Annotated in this window: 20 protein-coding genes; 11 read left to right on the top strand and 9 right to left on the bottom strand. The window is 70.0% G+C overall.

Going from position 1 to position 23,205, the window contains the following annotated elements; all coding sequences use genetic code 11:
* Both murJ and ACOADB_RS01715 read right to left on the bottom strand, forming a co-directional pair.
* Positions 1–1,341, bottom strand: a 1,341-nt coding sequence (murJ, locus tag ACOADB_RS01720; RefSeq protein ID WP_378596179.1) for a murein biosynthesis integral membrane protein MurJ, incomplete at its 3' end; no start/stop codon positions are given.
* Entirely contained in the window at positions 1,338–3,632 is a 2,295-nt protein-coding gene (locus ACOADB_RS01715; protein ID WP_378596178.1) for a DUF6049 family protein, read from the bottom strand. The genes ACOADB_RS01715 and murJ, both read right to left, overlap by 4 nt.
* Before the next feature lie 168 nt (positions 3,633–3,800).
* Between ACOADB_RS01715 and ACOADB_RS01710 the strand changes: the two genes are divergently transcribed.
* Entirely contained in the window at positions 3,801–5,240 is a 1,440-nt protein-coding gene (locus ACOADB_RS01710) for a CCA tRNA nucleotidyltransferase (RefSeq protein WP_378596191.1), read from the top strand.
* 55 nt (positions 5,241–5,295) lie between these two features.
* Positions 5,296–5,781 (top strand): SRPBCC family protein, encoded by a 486-nt coding sequence (locus ACOADB_RS01705; protein ID WP_378596177.1) that lies wholly within the window; start codon positions 5,296–5,298, stop codon positions 5,779–5,781.
* A gap of 71 nt (positions 5,782–5,852) precedes the next feature.
* Here the strand turns inward: ACOADB_RS01705 and ACOADB_RS01700 are convergent, their stop codons facing one another.
* Both ACOADB_RS01700 and ACOADB_RS01695 read right to left on the bottom strand, forming a co-directional pair.
* The gene (locus tag ACOADB_RS01700; RefSeq protein WP_378596190.1) at positions 5,853–6,935 is read right to left on the bottom strand and encodes an inositol-3-phosphate synthase; all 1,083 of its coding nucleotides are present in this window, start codon (positions 6,933–6,935) and stop codon (positions 5,853–5,855) included.
* Between the two features lie 66 nt (positions 6,936–7,001).
* Entirely contained in the window at positions 7,002–7,586 is a 585-nt protein-coding gene (locus tag ACOADB_RS01695; protein ID WP_378596176.1) for a PadR family transcriptional regulator, read from the bottom strand.
* A 118-nt stretch (positions 7,587–7,704) separates the two neighbouring features.
* Here ACOADB_RS01695 and ACOADB_RS01690 point away from each other — a divergent pair, with 118 nt between their 5' ends.
* Positions 7,705–10,041 (top strand): transglycosylase domain-containing protein, encoded by a 2,337-nt coding sequence (locus tag ACOADB_RS01690; protein WP_378596175.1) that lies wholly within the window; start codon positions 7,705–7,707, stop codon positions 10,039–10,041.
* Positions 9,989–11,590 (top strand): glycosyltransferase family 87 protein, encoded by a 1,602-nt coding sequence (locus ACOADB_RS01685; RefSeq protein ID WP_378596174.1) that lies wholly within the window; start codon positions 9,989–9,991, stop codon positions 11,588–11,590. The genes ACOADB_RS01690 and ACOADB_RS01685 overlap by 53 nt, the downstream gene beginning before the upstream one ends.
* A gap of 20 nt (positions 11,591–11,610) precedes the next feature.
* Here ACOADB_RS01685 and ACOADB_RS01680 read toward each other — a convergent pair whose 3' ends face one another.
* Genes ACOADB_RS01680 through ACOADB_RS01670 form a run of 3 tightly spaced genes read right to left on the bottom strand, consistent with a single transcriptional unit; the run spans position 11,611 to position 14,660 of the window.
* The gene (locus ACOADB_RS01680; protein WP_378596173.1) at positions 11,611–12,696 is read right to left on the bottom strand and encodes an alanine racemase; all 1,086 of its coding nucleotides are present in this window, start codon (positions 12,694–12,696) and stop codon (positions 11,611–11,613) included.
* Positions 12,697–12,699: 3 nt separating this feature from the next.
* The gene (locus ACOADB_RS01675; protein WP_378596172.1) at positions 12,700–13,830 is read right to left on the bottom strand and encodes a lipid II:glycine glycyltransferase FemX; all 1,131 of its coding nucleotides are present in this window, start codon (positions 13,828–13,830) and stop codon (positions 12,700–12,702) included.
* 32 nt (positions 13,831–13,862) lie between these two features.
* On the bottom strand, positions 13,863–14,660 hold the full coding sequence (locus tag ACOADB_RS01670; RefSeq protein ID WP_378596171.1) for a deoxyribonuclease IV: 798 nt from the start codon (positions 14,658–14,660) through the stop codon (positions 13,863–13,865).
* An 86-nt stretch (positions 14,661–14,746) separates the two neighbouring features.
* Between ACOADB_RS01670 and ACOADB_RS01665 the strand changes: the two genes are divergently transcribed.
* The 6 genes from ACOADB_RS01665 (at position 14,747) to ACOADB_RS01640 (ending at position 19,477) form a co-directional block, all read left to right on the top strand.
* Positions 14,747–16,747, top strand: a complete 2,001-nt coding sequence (locus tag ACOADB_RS01665; RefSeq protein ID WP_378596170.1) for an FHA domain-containing protein — start codon at positions 14,747–14,749, stop codon at positions 16,745–16,747.
* A gap of 199 nt (positions 16,748–16,946) precedes the next feature.
* Positions 16,947–17,234, top strand: a complete 288-nt coding sequence (rpsF, locus tag ACOADB_RS01660) for a 30S ribosomal protein S6 (RefSeq protein WP_056710976.1) — start codon at positions 16,947–16,949, stop codon at positions 17,232–17,234.
* Between the two features lie 120 nt (positions 17,235–17,354).
* Positions 17,355–17,921 carry a single-stranded DNA-binding protein gene (locus ACOADB_RS01655; RefSeq protein WP_378596169.1) on the top strand — a complete coding sequence of 189 codons (567 nt, stop codon included), beginning with the start codon at positions 17,355–17,357 and terminating at the stop codon, positions 17,919–17,921.
* Between the two features lie 77 nt (positions 17,922–17,998).
* Positions 17,999–18,235, top strand: a complete 237-nt coding sequence (gene rpsR, locus ACOADB_RS01650; RefSeq protein ID WP_182378637.1) for a 30S ribosomal protein S18 — start codon at positions 17,999–18,001, stop codon at positions 18,233–18,235.
* Positions 18,236–18,263: 28 nt separating this feature from the next.
* Positions 18,264–18,710, top strand: a complete 447-nt coding sequence (gene rplI, locus ACOADB_RS01645) for a 50S ribosomal protein L9 (protein WP_182378638.1) — start codon at positions 18,264–18,266, stop codon at positions 18,708–18,710.
* Between the two features lie 119 nt (positions 18,711–18,829).
* Positions 18,830–19,477: a hypothetical protein gene (locus ACOADB_RS01640; RefSeq protein WP_378596168.1), complete on the top strand. Its 648-nt coding sequence runs from the start codon at positions 18,830–18,832 to the stop codon at positions 19,475–19,477.
* Positions 19,478–19,573: 96 nt separating this feature from the next.
* Here ACOADB_RS01640 and ACOADB_RS01635 read toward each other — a convergent pair whose 3' ends face one another.
* Together ACOADB_RS01635 and ACOADB_RS01630 are read right to left on the bottom strand one after the other, a co-directional pair.
* Entirely contained in the window at positions 19,574–20,119 is a 546-nt protein-coding gene (locus tag ACOADB_RS01635) for a hypothetical protein (protein WP_378596167.1), read from the bottom strand.
* Complete coding sequence (locus tag ACOADB_RS01630) at positions 20,116–21,495, bottom strand: MATE family efflux transporter (protein ID WP_378596166.1); 1,380 nt, start codon at positions 21,493–21,495, stop codon at positions 20,116–20,118. The genes ACOADB_RS01635 and ACOADB_RS01630 overlap by 4 nt, the downstream gene beginning before the upstream one ends.
* A gap of 588 nt (positions 21,496–22,083) precedes the next feature.
* Here ACOADB_RS01630 and dnaB point away from each other — a divergent pair.
* On the top strand, positions 22,084–23,205 hold a 1,122-nt coding region (gene dnaB / locus ACOADB_RS01625), incomplete at its 3' end, for a replicative DNA helicase (protein WP_378596189.1).

Raw genomic sequence — 23,205 nt, 5'->3', positions numbered from 1 at the left:
GACCAGCATCGGCGCGGTGTGGTCCTCGTCGACCCGGCCCACCAGCAGCGTGGCCAGGCCGATGTTGGTCGCGGCGATCACGCACTGCACGAAGAAGACGGCGCGGTTGCGCTCCAGCGCGTAGAACCCGCGCAGCACCAGGTAGTGCACCGTGAACGCGACGACGCCGAGCCCGAACAGCACCATCGACGGCTCGAACCGGCCGGCCTTCCCGGCGGTCGCACCGTGTCCCCACAGGACGGTCGCCAACGGGAGCGCCAGGGCCGGCAGCAGGGCCGCAAACGGTACGACGACGACGAGCGCCGTGCGCAGCGTGCTGCCGAGCGTGGCACCCAGCGCGGCGAGGTCGCCGCGCGCGGCGGAGGCCGAGAGCCGGGGCAGGATGGCGGTGGCCAGCGAGACGGTGATGACCGAGTGCGGCACCATCACCGCGAGCATCACGCTGGAGTAGATGGTGATGCCGGTGCCTTCGGCCGAGGAGGCGGTACCGCCGGACGCGAGGCGCACCACGACGACGTACGCGATCTGGTTGACGACCACGAACAGGACGGTCCACACGCCGAGCTTGAAGGTCTGGCCCAGGCCCACGCCGCGGAAGTCGAAGCGGGGTCGGTAGCGCACGCCGGCGGCGCGCAGGTACGGGACCAGGATCAGCAGCTGGGCGGCGATGCCGAGGGTGGAGCCGATGCCGAGCAGCAGCTCCTGGTTCGCGCTGAACGCCCCCTGCTGCTCGGAGCTCGTCGCCGCGCCGAACACGACGAGGTAGGTCACCAGCACCGCGATCGAGATGATGTTGTTGGCGATCGGCGCCCACATCATCGGTCCGAACTTGCCGCGGCTGTTGAGGATCTGCCCGATCAGCGCGAACATCCCGTAGAAGAAGACCTGCGGCAGGCAGAAGCGGGCGAAGTCGATCGCGGACTGGCGTTGGTCGGCGAGCTCCGGCGTACTGAACTTGTTGCTCAGCATCACCTCCATGACCCACGGTGCCGCCACGACCAGCAGCACGGTCACGGTGGCGAGGAAGCAGATCGCGAGCGTCATCACCCGGTCGACGTACGCGGCTCCGCCGTCGGTGTCGTTCTTCATCGCGCGCACGAGCTGCGGCACGAGGACCGCGTTGAAGACCCCGCCCGCGATCAGGATGTAGAGCATGTTCGGGACGGTGTTGGCGATGGTGAAGATGTCCGCGTGCAGAGAGATGCCCAGCGCGGCGGCCAGCAGGGTGGACCGGATGAAGCCGCTGAACCGCGACACGACCGTCCCGGCCGCCATCACGGCGGTGTTGGCGAGGATCCGCTTCTGCTCGGTGGAGCCGGTGCCGGCGGAGGTCTCGCTCACGGTGTCGCCTCGACGGCCTCGGCGTCCTGCTCGCTGCGCCTCCGGAACCGGCGGGCCAGGCGGATCCCGATCGCCAGGAACAGGATCGCGGCGCCGGTGCCCATGATGATCCAGATGACGACGCCGACCTGGCCCGAACGCAGCGGCAGCGCGTCGTCCGCGCCGATCGCGGCGCCGTCGGGGTCGGTCAGGCGCAGGGTGACGTTGTGGACGCCGGTGCGGGTCATGTCGGCGGTGATCGGGACCGACGTACGACTCCTCGCGGCGAGGCGGACCGGGTTGGCGACGCCGATCCTGGCGCCGTCGTCGGTGCGGGCATCGACGTTGACGGTGACGGGGTAGGGCAGTGCGTTGCGCACCGAGACGCTGAAGCCGCCGGACGTGCCGGACAGGGTCACGCCGTTCGGGGCGTCGATGGTGACCTGGCCGAGCTGCTCCTCGATCCACTGCCGCGTGCGGGTCAGGCGTACGGCGGCGTCGCGGTCCCCGCGCAGGGCGTACGACGTCCCGGCGATCGCCTCCGCGATCAGCTCGTCGCCGATGTCGTAGTCGTCGCCGAGGATCGCCTGGAGCGAGCGCGCGGCCCGGACCAGCTGGCCGGCCTCGACGAGGACGCTGGAACTGAGCTCCGCCTTGGCCTGGGACTTCGGATAGGTCAGCGTGCTGGCGTCGATCTGCCGCTCGTCGGTGCCGGTGCCCTCGGTCGGCTGCGCCGTGGCGACGACCTGGCGGAGGTCGGTGAGGTCGAGCCAGCGGACGTCGAGCCCGGTCCAGAAGGCCGCGGCATCGGTCGCGGTGACGGTGTCGGGCACGACCACGACCAGGGGCTCGGGCGCCTGGCCCTTCGCGCCCAGCAGTCGCACCGCGGCCTCGCTCAGGATCCGCTGGCGCAGGGCCACGGGCGCGGTGACGGGGTCGGGTCCGGGGCCACCGCTGGCAGCCGTCGTCGCCGTCACGATGACCGGCCGGTCGCCGATCAGCCCGTCGGTCGGCGGTCGGCCGGAGAAGGTCTCGGTCGGGAACATCTGGTCGCCCAGCAGCACCGCGGCGCCGTCGTCCACGGTGTCGATGCCGCCCGGGCTGAGGAAGCCGTCGGGGCCCGTGGCCACGGGGAGCGGCTCGACGTCCCAGGCGTCGAACTCGGCGCTCGGGTGCTTGCGGGCCGTGTCGTAGAGGCTGGGCAGGTGGTGGGCGGCGGCGGAGAGGTCCGGGTCGCCGTAGGGCAGCGCGGCGGTGGTGTCGATGGTGAGGACGGTCTTGGCCTGCAGCAGCCACGACGTTGCGGCGGTGACGAGGGGATGGTCGGCCGGCAGGCCGGGCTCGTCCTCGCTGCCCGCGGGTTCCTCGTCCTCGTTGCCCGCGGGTTCCTCGCTGGCCGGGGGTTCCTCGGGATCGGGTGCCGGTGCCACGTCGCGCGGCAGGTTGCGCAGGGACAGGTGCCGCACGGCGTCGAGCACGGCGGGATCGACCAGCCACGTCACGGGGTTGATCCCACTGGCCGCGCCGAAGGCCAGCGGTCCGCCGAGGTTGCCGTCGAGGGTGAGCGCCTCCTGCCACGACGCCGTACGACTGAGGGAACCGTCGCTGGCGTGGGTGACCGGGCCGCGCAGGGGCACCACGACGGCGGTCTCGACGGTTCCGTCGACGTTGCCCGGGATGTACGGCAGGAAGGTGCGTGCCCGCCCGTCAGCGATCAGGTCGCGCGGCGTGCTCTGGCTGGCGCCGAGGGCGTGCACGCCGAACCAGTAGACGCCCGCGGTCGGCGCCGGGAACAGGACCCGCAGCGCCGCCTGCGGGATCCGCAGGGTGTACGAAGCCACCTGGCCCGGCACGAGTGCGCTCACCTGCGACTGCACGGCGGTGTAGCGCTCGCCGACCGGTGCCTCCGCGTCGAGGTCGGCAGCGACCTCCAGCTCTGCCGACGTGGTCATCACGCTGGCGCAGATGGTGCAGCCCGGCCCGGAGCTGAACATCGGGTAGAGGCTGACGTCCTCCCAGGTCTCCAGGCCGACGTTGGTGATCGTGCCGCTGACGACGAGTGGTCCGGAGCGGGGCAGTCCACCGGGGGTCAGCTCGTCGATGGTGATCGCCAGCGGGGCGTCGTCACCGTCGTCATCGGGGCCTGCCGCGACGCGTGGAGTGGTGGCGTGGCCGCCCTCGTAGGCAGCGGTGGCACTGTCGTCGGCATTGTCGTCGGCGCTGGCCGCAGGCCCGGCCAGGACGGCCGCGCCGAGCAGCAGTCCGGTCAGTCCACCCGCGAGAGAGCGCAGGGGAGAACGACGGACGACCACCCCCCGAGGGTAGTGGGGCCACCCCGGCACCCAGCGGACCCCACGGCGCAGGTGCCCTCGCCGAGGTTGATTGACATCAATCAACCTCGGCGAGGAAGGGGTCATGGCTCCTACGGCCTAGACTCCTGCGCCGTGACCGACCCCGCTGACGACTCGCCCGCTGCCCCACTGCGGCTGGTCGACGTACAAGCGGCCGTCACCGCCGAGCTGGACCGGATCGCGCCGGTCATCGACGACCTCGGCCGCCTCTTCGAAGCGGCTGGCCACGAGCTCGCGCTCGTCGGCGGACCGGTCCGTGACGCGATGCTCGGCCGGCGCTCCAACGACCTCGACTTCGCGACGTCCGCGCGCCCCGAGCAGACCGAGAAGCTGCTGAAGGCCTGGGGCGACGCCTGGTGGGACATGGGCCGCGACTTCGGCACCATCGGCTGCCGCAAGGGCGACTGGGTGGTCGAGGTGACCACCTACCGTTCCGAGGAGTACGACGCCGACTCCCGCAAGCCCGAGGTGCAGTACGGCGACACGCTGGCCGGCGACCTGGGTCGCCGCGACTTCAGCGTCAACGCCATGGCGGTCCGGGTTCCGGGTCGGGTGATCGAGGACCCGTTCGGCGGCGTGATGGACCTGGCGCACCAGGTGCTCCGCACGCCCGGCACGCCGGAGCAGTCCTTCTCCGACGACCCGCTGCGGATGATGCGGGCTGCCCGCTTCGCGTCCCAGCTCGGTTTCACGGTCGACCCGGACGTCGTCCGTGCGATGACCGAGATGGCCGACCGCATCGAGATCGTCTCCGCCGAGCGCGTCCGCGACGAGCTGGTCAAGCTGATCTGCGCCGCCCACCCGCGCCAAGGCCTGTCGCTCCTCGTCGAGACCGGGCTGGCCGAGCACGTGCTGCCGGAGCTGCCGGCGCTCAAGCTCGAGCGCGACGAGCACCACAGCCACAAGGACGTCTACGACCACACCCTGACCGTGCTCGAGCAGGCGATCGACCTCGAGCCGCGGCTGACCGAGCGGGCCGGGATCGCCGCCCCCGACTTCGTGTCCCGCTTCGCCGCGTTGATGCACGACGTGGGCAAGCCGAAGACGCGGCGCTTCCAGGACGACGGCATCGTCACGTTCCACCACCACGACGTGGTCGGCGCCAAGCTGACCCGCAAGCGGATGAAGGCGCTGCGCTTCTCCAACGACCAGATCGACGCGGTCGGTGACCTGGTCGAGCTGCACCTGCGCTTCCACGGCTACGGCTCCGGCGAGTGGACCGATTCCGCCGTACGTCGCTATGTCCGCGACGCCGGCGACCAGCTCGAGCGTCTCCACGTGCTGACCCGCGCCGACTGCACGACGCGCAACAAGCGCAAGGCCGACCGCCTCAGCCGGACGTACGACGACCTCGAGGCCCGCATCGACCGCCTCAACGAGGAGGAGGAGCTCGCCTCCCTCCGCCCGGACCTCGACGGCAACCAGATCATGAAGATCCTGGGCATCGGCCCCGGCCGCGAGGTGGGCGAGGCCTACAAGTTCCTGATGGAGCAGCGCCTCGACAACGGTCCGATGGCCGAGGCCGACGCGATCGTCGCGCTCAAGGAGTGGTGGGCCGCGCGCGCCTGACATGTCCTACCTGGGGCGGATGCCGGCGATCCCTACTGGCCGGTAGCCTCCGCGCATGACTGACACGATCGACAAGCTCCTCGAAGACTCCATCGAGATCGACGCTCCCGCGGACAAGGTGTGGGCGCTCGTCACCGACATCCCCGCCATGTCCAGGCGAAGCCCGCAGGTCGTGAAGTCGACCGTCAAGGGTGGCGTGGTCAAGGAAGGTGCGACCTTCCGCAACCTCAACAAGCAGGGCATCAAGCGCTGGCCGACGGCCGGCAAGGTGGTGCGCTTCACCCCTCCCACCGACTCCTCCGTGGGCGAGTTCGCGTTCCGGATCCGCGAGAACTGGACCGTCTGGTCGTTCGAGATCGAGCCGACCGCGACCGGTGGCACCCGCCTCACCGAGCGCCGCGAGGCCCCCGACGGCATCTCGCAGCTGTCGCAGGTGCTGACCAAGCTGGTCCTCGGTGGCCAGGAGCCGTTCGCCGAGGAACTGCGCGCCGGCATCCGCGCGACGCTCGAGAAGATCAAGGCCGAGGCCGAGGCGGCCTGAGCCCCACCTGACCATGACGAAGGGCCGGTTCCCCGTGGGGGAACCGGCCCTTCGGCTATCTGGTCGTCAGGTCACTCGCCGGAGATGAACTGCTCCAGCAGGAGGCGACCCTCGGTGTCCTCGATCTGGACCGGCGGGCTCTTCATGAGGTACGCCGACGCGGCGATGATCGGGCCACCGACGCCACGGTCCAGGGCGATCTTCGCGGCGCGCACGGCGTCGATGATGATGCCGGCGGAGTTCGGGGAGTCCCAGACCTCGAGCTTGTACTCGAGGTTCAGCGGAACGTCACCGAAGGCGCGACCTTCGAGGCGGACGTAGGCCCACTTGCGGTCGTCGAGCCACGCGACGTAGTCGGACGGGCCGATGTGGACGTTCTTGCTGTCCGTCAGGTTGGCCAGCGAACCGGTGAGGTTCGAGGTCACGGCCTGGGTCTTGGAGACCTTCTTGGACTCGAGGCGCTCACGCTCGAGCATGTTCTTGAAGTCCATGTTGCCGCCGACGTTGAGCTGGTAGGTGCGGTCCAGCGCCACGCCACGGTCTTCGAACAGCTTCGCCATCACGCGGTGCGTGATGGTGGCGCCGACCTGCGACTTGATGTCGTCACCGACGATCGGGACGCCGGCGTCCTCGAACTTCTTGGCCCACTCGGGGTCGGAGGCGATGAAGACGGGCAGGGCGTTGACGAAGGCCACGCCCGCGTCGATGGCGCACTGGGCGTAGAACTTGTCGGCCTCCTCGGAACCAACGGGCAGGTACGAGACCAGCACGTCGACCTCGGCGTCCTTGAGGGCCTGGACGACGTCGACCGCCTCGGCGGCGGACTCCTCGATCGTCATCCGGTAGTACTTGCCGAGACCGTCGAGCGTCGGGCCGCGGAGGACCTCGACACCGAGGGTCGGGACCTCGGCGATCTGGATGGTGTTGTTCTCCGAGGCGTTGATGGCCTCGGAAAGGTCCTTGCCGACCTTCTTGTCGTCGACGTCGAACGCCGCGACGAACTGGACGTCAGAGACGTGGTACTGACCGAACTTCACGTGCATGAGCCCCGGGACGGTGCTCGTCGCATCGGCGTCCCGGTAGTACTGCACGCCCTGGATCAGGGAGGTGGCGCAGTTGCCCACGCCGGCGATCGCTACTCGAACCGAACCCATGGGGTGTGTTCCTTCCTTGGTACTCATGACTGGTGACTGTTCATGAACGTGTGCTGGAGGTGGAGATCAAGACGTCGACGGTGTCGGCGTCTCGGGCGCTGCTTCGGCGCGCGACTGGGCGCCGCGCTCGGCGTTGATGAGGTCCGAGAGCCATCGGACCTCCCGCTCGACCGATTCGACGCCGTGCCTCTGGAGCTCGGAGGCGTAGCGGTCGGCTTCCTTCTGGGTCATCGCAAGGTCGCGCTGAACCCGTTCCAGCCGCTCCTGGAGGCGCGAACGTCGTCCTTCGAGGACGCGCAGGCGGATCTCCATGTCGGTGGAGGAGAAGAACCGGAACCGGATGTCGAAGTTGTCGTCCTCCCATGCGGCAGGACCCACCTCCGACATGAGGCGCTGGAACTCTGCGGTGCCCTGCGGTGTCACCTCGTAGACGATTCGCTGCCGGCGGCTCTGGGGGCCTGACGGAACGACTTCCTCGATGAGATTGCCGCGGAGCATCTTCTTCAACGCCGGGTAGAGCGAGCCGTACGACAGCAGGCGGCCCCATCCGAGCATCAGGTTGAGCCGCTTGCGCAGCTCGTAGCCGTGCATGGGTCCCTCGTGCAGCAGTCCGAGGACTGCCAACTCGATGGTGTCGCCACGCCGTGCCATGCGACCTATCGTAGCGATATATCCACGGAACGTGAACTTTCGATGGATCGGGAGTGTCCAGCGGCCGACCGCCCGTCACGAATCGGGTGACACAGGTGTGCGCCGTACCCTGTGGTGCGTGGTCGAGGGAAAGCGCAAGCAAGGGACGTCGTCGTCGCGCGGCAGGTCCGGCAAGTCGGGCAAGTCGGCCGGCAAGGGCAAGTCGGGCAGCAAGGCGCCGCGCACGTTCAAGCAGAAGGTGAAGCGGTTCGCCCTGTGGGGCATGGTCGCCAGCGTCGTTTTCGGCCTGCTCGGCCTGCTCTCCCTGTTCATCGCCTACCGGACGATCGACATTCCGGACCCCAACGCGGAGTTCCTGACCGAGACCACCCAGGTCTTCTACGCCGGCGGCAAGGCCGAGCTCGGTGAGTTCGCGATCCAGAAGCGCGACTCGATCCCGTACGAGGAGATGCCGCAGTTCGTGAAGGACGCGGTCGTCGCCTCGGAGAACCAGACGTTCTGGACCGACAGCGGGCTGGACCCCAAGGGCATCCTGCGTGCCGCGTTCAGCAACGCCCAGGGCAACTCGAAGCAGGGTGCCTCCACCATCACCCAGCAGTACGTGAAGATCCTCTACCTGACCCAGGACCGCACCTGGAAGCGCAAGGCCAGGGAAGCGCTGCTGTCGCTGAAGATCAAGAACCAGCTGAGCAAGCAGGAGATCCTCGAGGGCTACCTCAACACCATCTACTTCGGGCGCGGTGCGTATGGCATCCAGGCGGCTGCCCAGGCGTACTTCGGGCGGGACGCGAAGGACCTGACCCTGAGCCAGTCGGTCGTCCTGGCGGCTGTCCTCAACAACCCGCTCCTCTTCGACCCCGCCAACGGCGAGGCCGCGACGGCCCGGCTCGAGAGCCGCCACGAGCGCATCATCAAGGCCATGCTCGACATGGACACCGTCGACCCCGACGTCGCGGCGAAGGCTCTCGAGGAGGGCCTGCCGAAGTTCCCGGTCATCAAGCAGGGCGACCAGTACGCCGGCCAGAAGGGCCACGCGTTGACGATGGTCCGCAAGGAGCTGATCCGCCTCGGGTTCAGCGAGGACGAGATCGACGGCAGCGGCCTGAAGGTCACGACCACCTTCACCCGGAAGGCGATGCGGGCCGCCCAGCAGGGTGTCCAGGCGGCGCGGCCCGAGGGCTTCGGCGCGAACCTCCACATCGGAGTCGCCTCGGTCGAGCCCGGGACCGGCGCGGTGCGCGGGTTCTACGGCGGCCACGACTTCCTCAAGTCGCAGCTCAACTGGGCCGTGGCCGGTGGCCAGGCCGGGTCGACGTTCAAGCCGTTCGCGCTGGCGGCCGGGATCGAGTCGGGCTGGGAGCTCAAGGACACCTTCGACGGCAACTCGCCCTACGAGCTGCCCGGAGGCGGTCGACCGATCGAGAACCAGGGCGACCAGGACTACGGCAAGGTCAACCTGATCAAGGCCACCGAGGACTCGATCAACACCGCCTACATCGACCTGACGCTGGCGACGCCCGACGGCCCCGAGAAGATCATCGAGACGGCCAACAAGATGGGCGTCCCGCCGGCCGAGCCCGCCGCCAAGCCGTACGGGTTCCCGACCTCCAGTCCCGGCCTGCAGGCGAACACCGGTGTCGCGCTGGGTTCGCAGACGGTCAGCCCGATCAACATGGCCAACGGCTACGCGACGATCGCGAACCGCGGTGTCGCGGCGGACGCCTACATCATCGAGAAGGTGGTCGACGGCGACGGCGTGGTCCGTTACGCCCACAAGGTCACCGACCACCGCGCCATCCGTGAGGGTGTGTCCGACGACGTCGGCTTCGCGCTCCAGCAGGTCGTGAAGTCGGGTTCCGGTTCGGCAGCGCTCGCCCTGGGTCGCCCCGTCGGCGGCAAGACCGGCACCGCCACCAACGGCAAGGGCGAGGTCTCCTCGGCCTGGTTCGTCGGCTACACCCCGCAGCTGGCCACCGCCGTGATGTACGTCCGAGGCAAGGGCAACGAGCAGCTGCAGGGCTGGCTGCCGTCGTACTTCGGTGGCGCCTATCCGGCGCAGACCTGGACCGAGGTGATGAAGCGGGCCATGGAGGACGTCGACATCGAGGACCTCCCGCCGGCTGCGTACGTCAAGGGCGAAGCGCCCGGCGAGGGCCACGAGCCGCCCCCGCCGCCGAAGCCGAAGCCGAGCAAGACGCCGAAGCCGACGCCGACGCCCACCCCGACGCCGACGCCCACCCCGACGCCGACCAAGGAGCCGGGTCCGCCGTCCAGCACGCCGCCCGACCCGACGACCGACACGGACGGCGACGGCAACCCGGACGTCTTCGACGAGGACGACGACGGCGACGGCGTGCCGGACGTCTCGGATCCGCAACCGCTGAACCCGGCCGTGCCGGGCAATGGCAACGGCAACAACCGGGTGCGGGTCGGCCGTCGTCGTACCGCCGCCTGAGGCCGACGGCTCGATGCCCCGCGAGCGGATGCCGCACGTCCACGCCACCAACGACGATCCCGTCGTCACCGCGCTGAGCGAGGTGGTCGGCGGGCCGATGGGTGAGCGCGCGCGGCCGCACCGCTGGTGGACGCCGATGCGGGTGCTGCTGCTGCTGACCGCGCTGACCTGCTGCCTGGGCCTGGTCCAGAAGGCGCCGTGCTCGCTGGTCGACGGCAAGGACCAGAACTGGGTCTACTCCCACATGTGTTACACCGACCTGCGGCCGCTCTACGTGCCGCGGGGGCTGGCCGAGCACGCCTGGCCGTACTCCGACGACGAGCAGACCCGGGCGCGCTACGAGGTGATGGAGTACCCCGTCGGCATCGCCTACTGGGCGTGGGGCACGGCGTGGGTGACGCACTGGCTGAACGGTTCGCCCGACGTCGAGCAGCGTTACCAGTCGCCCGTCGACCGTTTGTACGACGACGAGGAGGTCGACGACGAGCAGACCATCTTCCTGCTGGTGAACGCGATCGGGTTCGCCTTCCTCGCCCTGGCCGCCGTGTGGCTCCTCTCGCGCACCCACGAGCGCCGTCCCTGGGACGCCGCGGCGTTCGCCCTCTCACCCGCCCTGCTGCTCACCGGCCTGATCAACTGGGACCTGATCGCCGTCGCGCTGGTGGCCGGGGCGCTCTGGTCGTGGTCGCGCGACCGGCCCGTGCTGACCGGCATCCTGATCGGGCTCGGGACGGCGGCGAAGCTCTATCCGCTCTTCCTGCTCGGCGCGATCCTGGTGATCTGCCTGCGCCGGCGCCAGTACTGGACGTTCGGGTCCGTGACCGTCTCCGCCGCGCTGGCCTGGCTGGTCGCGAACGCGCCCGGGTTCCTCACCGGCCCGGACCAGTGGAAAGTGTTCTGGAGCTTCAACGCCGAACGCACCGCCGACCTCGGGTCGGTGTGGATGCTGATCGACCAGGCCGGCGACATCGGCTTCAAGGCACACACGATCAACGTGTGGTCGTGGATCATCTTCGGCGCCTGGTGCCTCGGGGTGTTCGTGATCGGCATGACCGCTGGGCGAGGGGCGCAGGAATCCCCGCTGAAGCGGGTATTCCTGCGCTTCCTGCCCGTTGCAACGGGCAAGAAGCGTCAGAAGACGTCAGGAAGTGGGTGCGCCGACAGTGTCACCCCGCGCCTAGCCCAGCTCGGCTACCTGATCGTGGTCGGCTTCCTCCTGGTCAACAAGGTCTACTCCCCGCAGTACGTCCTGTGGCTGCTGCCGCTCGCCGTGCTCGCCCGGCCGCGCTGGCGCGACCAGCTGATCTGGCAGGGCACGGAGGTCTTCTACTTCTGCACGATCTGGTGGTACCTCGGCGGCTACCTGACCCCGGCGGGCGGCGGTGACGCCGGGTTCTACTGGGTTGGCATCGCGGTCCGGGTGCTCGGGGAGCTCTACCTCGCGGCGGTCATCGTGCGCGACCTGTACCGCCCCGACCACGACCCCGTTCGTCTCGACGCACCGGACGACCTTGCGCAGGCAGGCTCGTCGAGTAGCCCGAGCCGCTAGGCGAGGGCGTATCGAGACGCCTACGGCGTGACCACGACCCGGTCGAACGCGGTCGCGGTGTAACGCACCCGTACGTCGACCTCCTCGCCCACCTCGGGCACCCGCGAACCGTGCGGGAGGAACAGCATCGAGGCCTGCATGTGCGGGGGCTCGGCGAAGAGCCGCTGCTTCCCGTCGATGGAGTACGGCGACCGCACGAATCCGACCGCGTCGAGGCCGCCCCGGGCGAGCGTCGCGGCGCGCGCCTTGATGGTCTGCTCGCCGGTCGGCGCTTCCAGGCCGATGCCGTGGGCGGTGCCACCGGAGACGACCAGCACGTGGCCGGACTTGGGGGCGGTTCGGCCGCGGTACCCGAAGGCGTCGCCCCGGTCGACGGCATGCACGTCGAGGACGGTCGCGGTCACGCGCAGCGCGGACCGCGCACCCAGCCAGAGGCCGGTGCCGATGCGCGGGCGGAAGGTGAAGTCGCCGTACTGGCTGCGCAGGGTCGCCAGCTCGGCGTCGGTCAGGTGGCTGACCCAGACCGTGGGCCGGTGCGCGGGTGACTCGGAAGGGAGCTCGGCGGCGACGTAGTCGTTCATCAACCGGGTGACCTCGCCCAGGTGCGTGCCCTGGCCGAGCGGCAGGTGCAGCGCGAGGCCCTCGACGCGGGCGCCCGGGTGCTTGCGCAGCAGGTCGCCGGCTTCCCACAGTTCGCGCGCGGCCATGCCGTGGCGGCGCATCGAGGTCATCCGCTCGAGGACGACGCGGGCGGTCGGGTCGGCGTGGAGCAGGTCGCGCAGGTCGGTGACCCGGCTGACGGTGTGGATCAGGCGACGCGCGAGCGTGGGCTCGGGCAGGGCCACCCAGGGGCGCCACGGCGTGAGGACCAGCACGTCACCGTGCCAGCGTTGGACGACGTCCGGCAGCTCGTCGTACATCCCGACCGCGAGGGCGTGGACGTCGTGGCCGCGCTCGACCAGCCACTGCGCCTTGCGGGCGAGGCGGGCGTTGGTGAAGCCGTAGCCGTTGCCCTTCGCGACCGGCACCAGGCCGGGGTGGGCGGTGGCGACGGACTCGAGGTGCTCGCGCCAGCGCGGGCCGTCGACGGTGAGGGTGAGGGACACGGCTCAGCCCCGCCGAGCCAGGTAGACCTGGAACGCCTTGTAGAGCGCCCGGTTGATCGGCAGGTCCCACTCGCCGGCGTACTCGACGGCTTCGCCGCCGGTGCCGACCTTGAACTGGATCAGGCCGACGTGCGAGTCGTCGGTGTCGAGGGTCTCGGTGATGCCGCGCAGGTCGTAGACGGCCGCACCGGCGGCGACGGCGTCCCGGATCATGGCCCACTGGATGGCGTTGGAGCCGCGGACCTCGCGCTTCTCGGTGGAGGAGGCGCCGTAGGAGTACCAGGCGTGCTCGCCGACCCGGATCGCGATCGTCGAGGCAACCAGGTCGCCGTCGTGGCGGGCCAGCCAGAGCACGAACCGGTCGGGGTCGTCGGCCGTCAGGGCGTCGTACATCGTCTCGAAGTAACGCAACGGGCGCGGGGTGAAGTGGTCGCGCTCGGCGGTGTGGACGTACAGCTCGTGGAAGGCGGCCAGGTCGTCGCGCGTGCCGCGGACAACCTCGACCCCTTCCTTGGCGGCCTTCTTGATGTTGCGGCGCCAGAGCTGGTTCATCCCCTTGAGGAGGTCGTCCTCGGTGCGCTGGGTGCCGTCGGCGTCCCGGAGCGGGATCTGGAAGACGAACTGCGGCTGCCCCGCGGCGAACCCGCCCTCGACGCCCTGGTGGCGCCACCCCAGCTCGTGGAGCTGGGCGACGACGCGGGCACCGGCGGGGGCGCGCTCGACCGGCGGGATCTGGCTGAGCAGCCTGACCTCGGGGTCGGCGATGCCTTCCTTGACCTGGGCGGTCGACCAGCGCCGGGTCACGACGGGCGGACCGATCCGGACGGCGAACGCGCCCTGCTTCTTCAGGTGCGCCACCATCGGCGCGAGCCAGTCGCCGAGCTGGTCGGTGGTCCAGTCCAGGACCGGACCCTCGGGCAGGTACGCGAGCGAGCGCTTCAGCTTCGGGAGCTGGCGGTAGAGCACCAGCGCCACCCCCTGTTGCTTGCCGGCGTCGTCGAACCAGCCGATCGACTCGCTGCGCCACTCGCTCTTCACCTGCGCCCACCCGGGCGTCTGCAGGAAGCTCGCGGAGGGGAGCGTGGCGAGGTAGTCGCGGTGCTCGGTCGGGGTGATCGGGCGCACGCTGGGCATGGCCCCGAGGCTATCGGGTCTGCCCGGGGCAGTCAGAGCCGCTCGCGGAGCCAGGCGAAGTCGGTGACGTGCTCGTCCGCTCCACCGGGCGTCTCGCAGACCACCGGGGCACCGGCGTCGCGGACGACCTGGGCGAGCAGGTCGGGGTCGATCCGCCCGGCGCCGAAGTTGGCGTGCCGGTCGGCGCCGGAGTCGAAGTCGTCGCGGCTGTCGTTGGCGTGGACCAGGTCGATCCGGCCGGTGATGGCGCGGATGTCGTCGACGATCGTCTCGAGCCGGTTGCCGCCCGCGTGGGCGTGGCAGGTGTCGAGGCAGAAACCGACCATGTCGGCACCCTCGGCCGCCGCGATCGCGTCCCAGGTGCCCTTGATCCGGTCGAGGTAGCGCGTCATCGCGTTGGTGCCGCCCGCGGTGTTCTCGATCAGCAACGGGAGCTTGAGGTCGGTGGCCTCGATCGCCTTGCGCCAGTTGTCGAAGCCCTTGGCCGGGTCGTCCTCGTCGGTGACGTGCCCGCCGTGGACGATCAGCCCCTTCGCGCCGATCTCGGCCGCGGCGTCGACGTGTTGCTGCAGCAGCTTGCGGCTCGGGATCCGCTGGCGGTTGTTCGTCGTCGCCACGTTGATCAGGTACGGCGCGTGCACGTACAGGTCGATGCCGGCCTCCTCGGCGTCGGCACGCAGCTGGGCCGGCCCGCCGTCGTACGCAAGGACGGGGCCCTTGTAGGACTGCGGGTTGCCGAGGAAGAACTGCACCAGCGGGGCGTTGCGGGCGCGGGCCTCGCCGATGGGGTCGGTCTGGTCGACGTGGGCACCGATGCGCAGCTCGCTCATGGCCGCCATCGTAGGCAGCGGCTCCGACACCCGAACCCGGCGGTGCGGCTCGCCGCGACCGCCCACCGGGGCTAGCGTTCGACCCCGTGAGCACCCTTCATGTCGAGGTCGCGGGCCGAGCGTGGGACTTCGATGGCCAGCGTGCCGTGACCATCGGTCGCGACCCCGGCTGCGACATCGTCCTCAGCGGACCGTCCGTCTCCCGCCAGCACGCCCGCCTGCAGTACGACGGCTCGGGCTGGTCGCTCGTCGACAGCGGGTCCAGCAGCGGTACCTGGCAGGGCGGCGTGCGCGTGACCGAGGTCCGGATCAACGGCCGTACGGCGATCCGGTTCGGCTCCCACGACGGCGAGGAACTGGTCCTCACCCCGGCCGCCACCGCCCAGCGCCCGACCCCGACCGTCGACGTCGCCGGCATCCCTCCGGGACTCGCCCAGACCGTGCTCCCGGGCGTCGGCCCGCTCGGCCCGAACTACGTCAGCGGCCCCGGCCTGCTCGTGCGTACGGCGTCCGGCCCGCTGCGCTTCCCGCCGGGCAGCGTCGTGCGGATCGGCCGCGACCCCGCCAACGAGGTGACCATCGACGACCCGTCGGTGTCGCGGCTGCACGGCGTGATCGAGGGCCGTCCCGACGGCTGGTGGTACGTCGACCGGTCGACCGCCGGGACGTACCTCGAGGAGGACCGGGTCGCCCAGCGCAAGCTCGTCGACCCGACCACGCTGATGCTCGGCCACCCCACTGCGGGCGCCGAGGTCGAGGTGGTCCCGATCGTGGCGGCCGGCAAGGCCCAGAAGTCGATCGCGAAGAAGAAGCGCAAGCGCACCCTGGCCCTGGTCGGCGGCATCGCCGCTGCCCTGGTGCTCCTCGGTGGCGGCGTCACGGCTGCGGTCCTGCTCGGTGGCGACGACGACACCACGTCGAACGCCAACGGGCCCGGTGGCTCCGATGAGGGCCTGACGACCGCCGAGCTCGACCGCGCCAAGCTCGCCAGCGTCCTGATCATCGCGGTCGACGACTCCAACGAGCCGCTCTACACCGGCTCGGGCACGATCATCAGCGACGACGGCCTGATCCTGACGAACGCGCACGTGGGCAAGCCGAGCGCACCGGGCCAGCAGCCGCCGGCCGAGGACCCGGCCGCGCTGCGGATCGCGCTCACCTCGATGAACGACGACGTGCCCGTCGCTGCGTCGTACACGGCGGAGCCGATCGTGGCCGACGGGGTGCTCGACCTCGCGGTCCTCAAGATCACCGCGGATGCCGACGGCAAGGAGATCAAGGGCGACCTCGACCTGCCCGCGCCGGTGGAGCTCGGTGACAGCGACGAGCTGCGCACCGGTGACGAGATCACGGCGCTCGGCTTCCCTGCGGTTGCGCACGTGGCGTCCGACGACGGCATCGAGAGCGGCCTCACCGTCACGCGTGGCGTCGTGTCGACGTTCCTGACCGAGTCCGCGGTCGACAGCCCGCGCGCCTGGATCGACAGCGACATCCGGATCGGGTCCGGCAACTCGGGCGGCGCCTCGATCAACCTCGACGGCGAGCTCGTCGGCGTCAACAGTGCCGTCGTCACCGAGGCGACGGTCGGACAGTCCGGTGCGGGCGGCAGCTTCACCGGCGGCTCGGCCCGGATCCGGCCGGTCAACCTGACCAGGGAGATCGTCGAGATCGCGAAGAAGGGCGGCGATCCGGAGTACGTGTCGCCGTACCTCGACGACGTACCGGCCCCGCCGTCCGACCCGATGGGCCAGGCCAGCGCCGGTGGCGCCGGCTGGTCGATAGACGGCGAGAACGACTGCTCGGAGCCGAGCACCCTGGACGACCCGCAGACGCTGTCGGGGGTGGAGCTCCCCGCGACCCTCTTCGCGCACTTCGCGGTGAGGGGTCTCTCCGACGGCACCGCCTTCTCGCTCGAGCTGCGCAACCCCGACGGGGACGTGCTCGGGTCGTCCGACGGCGAGTGGTCGCTCGGGTCGGACGACGTGTGCGCAGCGGTCAGCCTGGACCTGCCCGCGGACCTGGACGGGGCCAATGCGGTGCTGGTCATCGGCGACGTCGAGATCCAGAACCCGGTGCTGTTCGAGTAGTCCGGGAGCCCGGGTCGGGTGGCCCGGTCGATGGCCTGCTGGCTCGATTGTGAGGCGCGTCGCCTGCGCTGTTAACCTCTCCTGTCCGGTGCCGCAAGGCGCCGGTCCGACCGAGCCGGGCAGATCCGGATCGGTTTGCAGAGCCCTCCTGCCACGGAAAGTCCGCGGCCGCCTGAGTCCAGAGGAGGTGGAGACCGCTTTGCGTAACTATGAAGTCGTGGTCATCCTCGACCCGAGCCTCGATGAGCGTACGGTTCAGCCGTCGCTCGACAAGTACCTCAACGTCATCCGTAATGACGGAGGAACCGTCGACAACGTCGACATCTGGGGCAAGCGCCGTCTTGCCTACGAGATCAAGAAGAATGCCGAAGGCATCTACGCGATCATCAAGCTGACCGCTGAGCCGGCGACCGTCGACGAGTTCGACCGCCAGCTGGGCCTCAACGAGGTCATCCTGCGGACCAAGGTCATCCGACCCACCATCTGAGGATCCCCGTCGCCTGTGGACGACCGCTACTCAATGTCGGCACCACAGGCAACGATGGGGGCCATCGCCCGGGTCTGACCCGGGTTGGCCACTCGAACCCACCCTCATCAGGAGAGCACCATGGCTGGCGACACCATCATCACCGTAATCGGCAACCTGACCGACGACCCGGAGCTGCGTTTCACGCCCTCCGGCGCCGCGGTTGCCAACTTCACGGTGGCGTCGACCCCTCGCATCTTCAAGCGCGAGAGCAACGCCTGGGAGGACGGGGAGACCCTCTTCCTGCGGTGCTCGATCTGGCGGCAGGCGGCGGAGAACGTCGCCGAGTCCCTCCAGAAGGGCATGAAGGTCATCGCTCAGGGCCGACTCGTGTCCCGCTCCTACGAAACCCGTGAGGGCGAGAAGCGCACGGTCAACGAGCTTCAGGTCGAGGAAATCGGCCCGTCGCTCACGTTCGCCACGGCCAAGGTCACCCGTGCTGCCCGCTCCGGCGGCGGCCAGGGTGGCGGCAACCAGGGCGGCGGCTACGGCGGCGGCCAGGGTGGCGGCAACCAGGGTGGCGGCCGTCCGGCCGGCAATGACCCGTGGGGCAACGGCGGCGGTGCTGCGGCGCCGTCCGGTGGCGGGGCGCCGGCTGGCGACCCGTGGGCCGCACCGGGTGTCTCGGCCGACGAGCCCCCTTTCTAGGCAACAACACATCAACCATTCCGGCCGTCGCCGCCTGACCAGGCGGGCGCGGCCGGGCTCTGAGGAGGAGCACCACAATGGCGAAGGCAGTCGTCCGCAAGCCGAAGAAGAAGGTTTGCCAGTTTTGCAAGGAGAAGGCGACCGGTGTCGACTACAAGGACACCGGCCTGCTGAAGAAGTTCATCTCCGACCGCGGCAAGATCCGCGCCCGTCGGGTGACCGGCAACTGCGTCCAGCACCAGCGGGACGTCGCCATCGCGGTGAAGAACGCCCGCGAGGTCGCACTGTTGCCCTACACCTCCGCCGGCCGCTGATCAGCGACGCGAAGAAGGAGACTGAACAATGAAGATCATCCTGACCCAGGAAGTCGACGGCCTCGGTGCCGCTGGCGACGTGGTCGAGGTCAAGGACGGCTACGGCCGTAACTACCTCCTCCCGCGCGGCTTCGGTATTCGTTGGACCCGTGGCGCGCAGGCGCAGGCCGACTCCATCAAGCAGGCCCGGGCCGCTCGCGCGGTTCGTGACGAGGCGCACGCCGCCGAGATCAAGGCCAAGCTCGAGGGCAAGCCGGTCGACGTCAAGGTGAAGGCCGGCCAGGGCGGCCGGCTGTTCGGCGCGGTCACCGCTGCCGACATCGCCGCCGCGCTCGGCGAGGCCGCCGGCGAGGCGATCGACAAGCGGACCATCGTGCTCGGCAACCCGATCAAGGCGCTGGGCAACCACGCCGTGTCGGTGAAGCTGCACGACGACGTGACCGTCGCGGTCGCGCTCAACGTGATCCCTGGCTGAATGCATCGTTGATCGAGGAGGTTGCGTAGCAACCGTCTCGAGATCATCCGCGTGGCCGGTCCCTTCGGGGCCGGCCACGCGGTTAGTTTTGGAGGACTTCCCCCACCCCAGGAGTTCCTGTGCGCGTACGACGTCTCTGGCCTGCTGCCTTCCTGCTCCTCGTCCCGGTCCTGACCGGCTGCAGCGAGGACGGAGGCGTCGACGGATCGGGCCTCTCGACGCCCACGGACACCTCGAGCACCCCGGCCCCGTCCGACACGACCACTGCTCCGACCGAGACGACCTCGGCGGCCGAGACCACGTCGGCTGCACCGTCCGGACTGCCCGCCGCGTGCGACGTGGTCACCTCCGACGACGTCGCGAAGGCCTTCGGCGTCTCGTTCGGGGCAGGCGAGATCGGTGGCGGTTCCACCAGCGAACAGGGTGTCGACTGGAAGAGCGACAACTGCGCCTTCGAGGCCCAGGGCCTGGTCGAGGTGAAGGTCAAGCTCACCGCCCCCGACGACTTCACGGCCGGCACCTTCGGCTGCCCGCAGCCCACCGAGATCGCGGCCATCGTGGAGCCGGTCGACGACATCGCCGGCGCCACCGACGGCTGGTGGAAGGTCAGCGACGCCCCGCCGTTGGAGGCAACGCTGCGAGCCTGCTCCGCGACGGCGCTCGTCGAGGTCGAGCTGGAGTACGAGGACGGCGTCGACTACGAGGGTGACCCGCGCAGCCAGTCCATCGCGATTGCCGAGCTGGTGCTGGCGGCGCTGCAGGGGTGATGCAGGAATCCCCGCTTCAGCGGGTATCCCTGCACTTCTTGGCCGTTGCAACGGCCAAGAAGCGCCAGTTTCCCCGCTGAAGCGGGTACTCCTGCATCAGGCGGCTTCGGTCTCCGGCTCCGGCCCACCCGCCCAGTCGGCCGGCCCGTGGACCAGGCACAGGATCATCACGAGGAGCACCCCGGCGAGCCCGACGGTGCCGACGCCGTAGAGCCAGCTCCAGTCCGCCCCTTCGTACAGCACCGTGGCGACGAGGGCGATCAGGATGCCGGCCTCGGCGACCGTCCACCACCAGCCGCTACGGGCCCGGGCGGCGCGGGCCTGGCGGGTCAGCGCGTGGCAGAGCGCGGCCTGGAAGCCGAGTGCGGGCAGGGACGCCGCCCAGACCACGGCCGCGTCGGCGTCCTCGAGCCAGTCGCGGGCGGGGACGGCGCTGAGCACGGTGGAGAGCAGGAACGCCAGCACGGCGAGGTACCAGAGCGTCAGGCGCAGGGGGATCTCCGGGCGGGCCCGGGCGAGCTTGATCCAGCCGATCAGGACGAACGCCGTGCCGAGCACCTCGGAGTAGTCGTAGCGGTCGGGCGGCGCCTTGGTGAACACCACGAGCGCGAGGCCGGCGGCGATCCAGTACAGCGGCTTCATCGGCCGGCGCCCGTGACCAGCCAGCGGTCACCGGCGGAGCGGTGCAGCAGCGTGGCCAGGCGTCCGCCCATGAAGAGCACACCGAACACCACCCACAGCCAGGGCAGCCCGGCGCCCAGCCCACTCGTCAGCAGCACGACCGGAGCGTAGCCGCAGAGCACGATCAGCCCGGCGACCGCCAGGTAGCGGCCGTCACCGGCCCCGATCAGGACGCCGTCCAGCACGAAGACGACACCGGCGATCGGCTGGGCGGCGGCTGCGACCAGCAGCACCGGGACCAGCGCATCACGCACGCCCTGGTCGGGAGTGAACAGCGCACCGAGCCACGGGCTCGAAGCGGCGAGCAGGACGCCGGTGACGACGCCGCTCACGATGCCCCAGCCCACCATCCGGTTCGTTACGGCACGAGCGGCGGCCACGTCGCCTGCGCCGAGATGGCGTCCGGTGATGGCCTGGGCGGCGATTGCGATCGCGTCGAGCACGAACGCGAGGAAGCCCCACAGGGTCAGCGCCAGCTGGTGGGTGGCGATGGGGACCGCGTCGTCGCCGGCCGGGCCGGTCGAGCCGGCCGCGATCACCACCGCGTACGTCGTGACGAGCAGCGAGGCGCGCAGGGTCAGGGTCCGCACCAGCAGGGGTACGCCGGCCCGGGCTGCCGCACGGACCCCGGGCAGGTCGGGGCGCAGGTCGGCGCCCTCCCGGCGCGCGGCCCGGATCACGACGAGCACCAGCGCCACGGCCATCGAGGCCTGCGCGATCACCGACCCGAGCGCCGAACCGGCGATCTCCAGGCGCGGGACCGGCCCGCCGCCGTACACGAGGAGGATGTTGAGGCCGATGTTCGCGATGTTGCCGACGATGGCGACGACGAGCGGCGTCCGTGTGTCCTGGAGGCCGCGCAGCACCCCGGTCGTGGCGAGGACGAGGAGCAGCGGCGTGATGCCGCCCGCGGCGATCCGGAGGTACGTCGTCGCGGGGTCGTTGACCGCGGCGGACGCGCCGAACAGGGAGACGAGCGGACCGGCCAGCAGGGTGGTCGCGAGGGTCACCGGGACGCCGATCGCGACGGCGAGCCAGAGGCCGTCGATCCCCTGGGCGAGCGCCGCGCGGCGGTGCCCGGCGCCGAGCTGGCGAGCGACGCTGGCCGTCGTGCCGTACGCGAGGAACACGCAGAGTCCGACGATGGTGGCCAGCACGGTCCCGGCGATGCCGAGGCCGGCGAGCTCGCGGGTGCCGAGGTGGCCGACGACGGCGGCGTCGCCGAGCAGGAACAGCGGCTCGGCGACCAGGGCCAGGAACGCGGGGACGGCCAGCCGGGCGATCTCCCGGTCGAGCAACCGGTGCTCGGGGCGTCGGGCGAGAGGGTTCACACGCATGTGAACCCGACCGGTGGATAACTCGGGTGCAGTTGTGGATAGGCGATCGCGGTGGCGTCAGCCCCGGGGTGGCGGAGGGCAGACCCCTTGTGACACCCGGATGTCCGGAAAGTGAACGGGATCACACTGATCTTTTTCTTCATCCACAGGCTTGGGAGAATGTTTGTGCAGGTCAGCGGCCATTTTGCCCCTTGCATGTCCCCTCCCTCCACAGGTTCCTCCCCAGCCCGTGCACACCGTCTCCGCGTGTCGTCCACGGGGTGTCGCAGGTTATCCCCAGCCCCTGTGTACAGGCCGCTTTCGCGGCAGGGCTACTGACCCGTAGGTTGCCAGTCCGGGTGCACGACGCCCCTCCCGGGGTATGGCGCGTGGCTCCCCCTTTGAGTCGGGGCCGGTCCGTACCGTGTTGGCCAGTTCGTTCGATCAAACAGCAGTGCAACGACAGAGGGAGAGGGCACCGTGAGTCTCACGGACGACGCGCCGTCGTGGACGTCGGAGCCACCCGCGCAGTGGGGTGATGGTCCCGCGGCGTACGCACCGGGTGACTCCCCGCAGCAGTCCGCCGGTGGCCGCGTGCCACCGCAGGACATGGCGGCGGAGCAGTCCGTGCTCGGCGCCATGCTCATCTCCAAGGACGCCATCGCCGATGTCGTCGAGGTCCTCCGCGGCCCCGACTACTACCGTCCGGCGCACGAGGCGATCCACGAGACGATCCTCGACCTCTACAGTCGCGGCGAACCCGCCGACATGGTCACGGTCGCCGGCGAGCTGCAGCGCCGTGGCGAGCTGCAGAAGGTGGGCGGGGCGCCGTACCTCCACACCCTGGCCGCCAACGTCCCGATCGCCGCCAACGCCGGCTTCTATGCCGAGATCGTGCGCGAGAAGTCGATCCTGCGCCGCCTGGTCAACGCCGGCACCAAGATCGTCCAGATCAGCTACGCCGGCGAGGGCGACGTCGACAGCATCGTCAACGAGGCGCAGGCCGAGGTCTACCAGGTCACCGACCGCCGCAAGGCCGAGGACTACGCGCCGCTGGGCGACATCATGGACGGCGTCCTCGACGAGATCGAGGCGATCGAGAACCGTGAGTCCGGCATCTACGGCGTCCCGACCGGGTTCGCCGACCTCGACGACCTGACCAACGGCCTGCACGCCGGCCAGATGATCGTCGTCGCCGCTCGACCGGCCATGGGCAAGTCAACGCTGGCTCTCGATTTCTGCCGCGCCGCCTCGATCCACAACAACATGACGAGCGCCTTCTTCAGCCTCGAGATGACGCGCGCCGAGATCGTGATGCGCCTGCTCTCGGCCGAGGCACGCATCCCGCTCAACCACATCCGCAACGGCAAGATGGGCACCGAGGAGTGGGACCGCCTGGCCCGCCACGTCGCCAAGATCTCCGCGGCGCCGATGTTCATCGACGACTCCCCGAACATGACGATGACCGAGATCCGCGCCAAGGCGCGCCGGCTCAAGCAGAAGCACGACCTCCGGATCCTCGTCATCGACTACCTCCAGCTGATGAGCTCCGGCAAGAAGGTCGAGTCGCGTCAGCTCGAGGTCTCGGAGTTCTCGCGGCAGATGAAGCTGCTGGCCAAGGAGCTCGAGGTCCCGATCATCGCGCTGTCGCAGCTGAACCGTGGTCCCGAGCAGCGCGCCGACAAGAAGCCGATGATGAGCGACCTTCGCGAATCCGGGTCAATTGAGCAG

Origin of the sequence: Nocardioides sp. CPCC 206348, from assembly GCF_048654705.1 — a bacterium.
Lineage (GTDB): Bacteria > Actinomycetota > Actinomycetes > Propionibacteriales > Nocardioidaceae > Nocardioides.
This window is presented reverse-complemented; position numbering and strand designations above follow the sequence as displayed.

Bases quoted from the DNA above. Each gene is read 5' to 3' on its own strand.
- ACOADB_RS01655 (WP_378596169.1), top strand. From the start codon at position 17,355: ATGGCTGGCGACACCATCATCACCGTAATCGGCAACCTGACCGACGAC.
- ACOADB_RS01675 (WP_378596172.1), bottom strand. From the start codon at position 13,830: ATGCCCAGCGTGCGCCCGATCACCCCGACCGAGCACCGCGACTACCTC.
- ACOADB_RS01700 (WP_378596190.1), bottom strand. From the start codon at position 6,935: ATGGGTTCGGTTCGAGTAGCGATCGCCGGCGTGGGCAACTGCGCCACC.
- ACOADB_RS01630 (WP_378596166.1), bottom strand. From the start codon at position 21,495: ATGCGTGTGAACCCTCTCGCCCGACGCCCCGAGCACCGGTTGCTCGAC.
- ACOADB_RS01705 (WP_378596177.1), top strand. From the start codon at position 5,296: ATGACTGACACGATCGACAAGCTCCTCGAAGACTCCATCGAGATCGAC.
- ACOADB_RS01695 (WP_378596176.1), bottom strand. From the start codon at position 7,586: ATGGCACGGCGTGGCGACACCATCGAGTTGGCAGTCCTCGGACTGCTG.
- ACOADB_RS01635 (WP_378596167.1), bottom strand. From the start codon at position 20,119: ATGAAGCCGCTGTACTGGATCGCCGCCGGCCTCGCGCTCGTGGTGTTC.
- rplI (WP_182378638.1), top strand. From the start codon at position 18,264: ATGAAGATCATCCTGACCCAGGAAGTCGACGGCCTCGGTGCCGCTGGC.
- ACOADB_RS01670 (WP_378596171.1), bottom strand. From the start codon at position 14,660: ATGAGCGAGCTGCGCATCGGTGCCCACGTCGACCAGACCGACCCCATC.
- ACOADB_RS01685 (WP_378596174.1), top strand. From the start codon at position 9,989: ATGGCAACGGCAACAACCGGGTGCGGGTCGGCCGTCGTCGTACCGCCG.
- rpsR (WP_182378637.1), top strand. From the start codon at position 17,999: ATGGCGAAGGCAGTCGTCCGCAAGCCGAAGAAGAAGGTTTGCCAGTTT.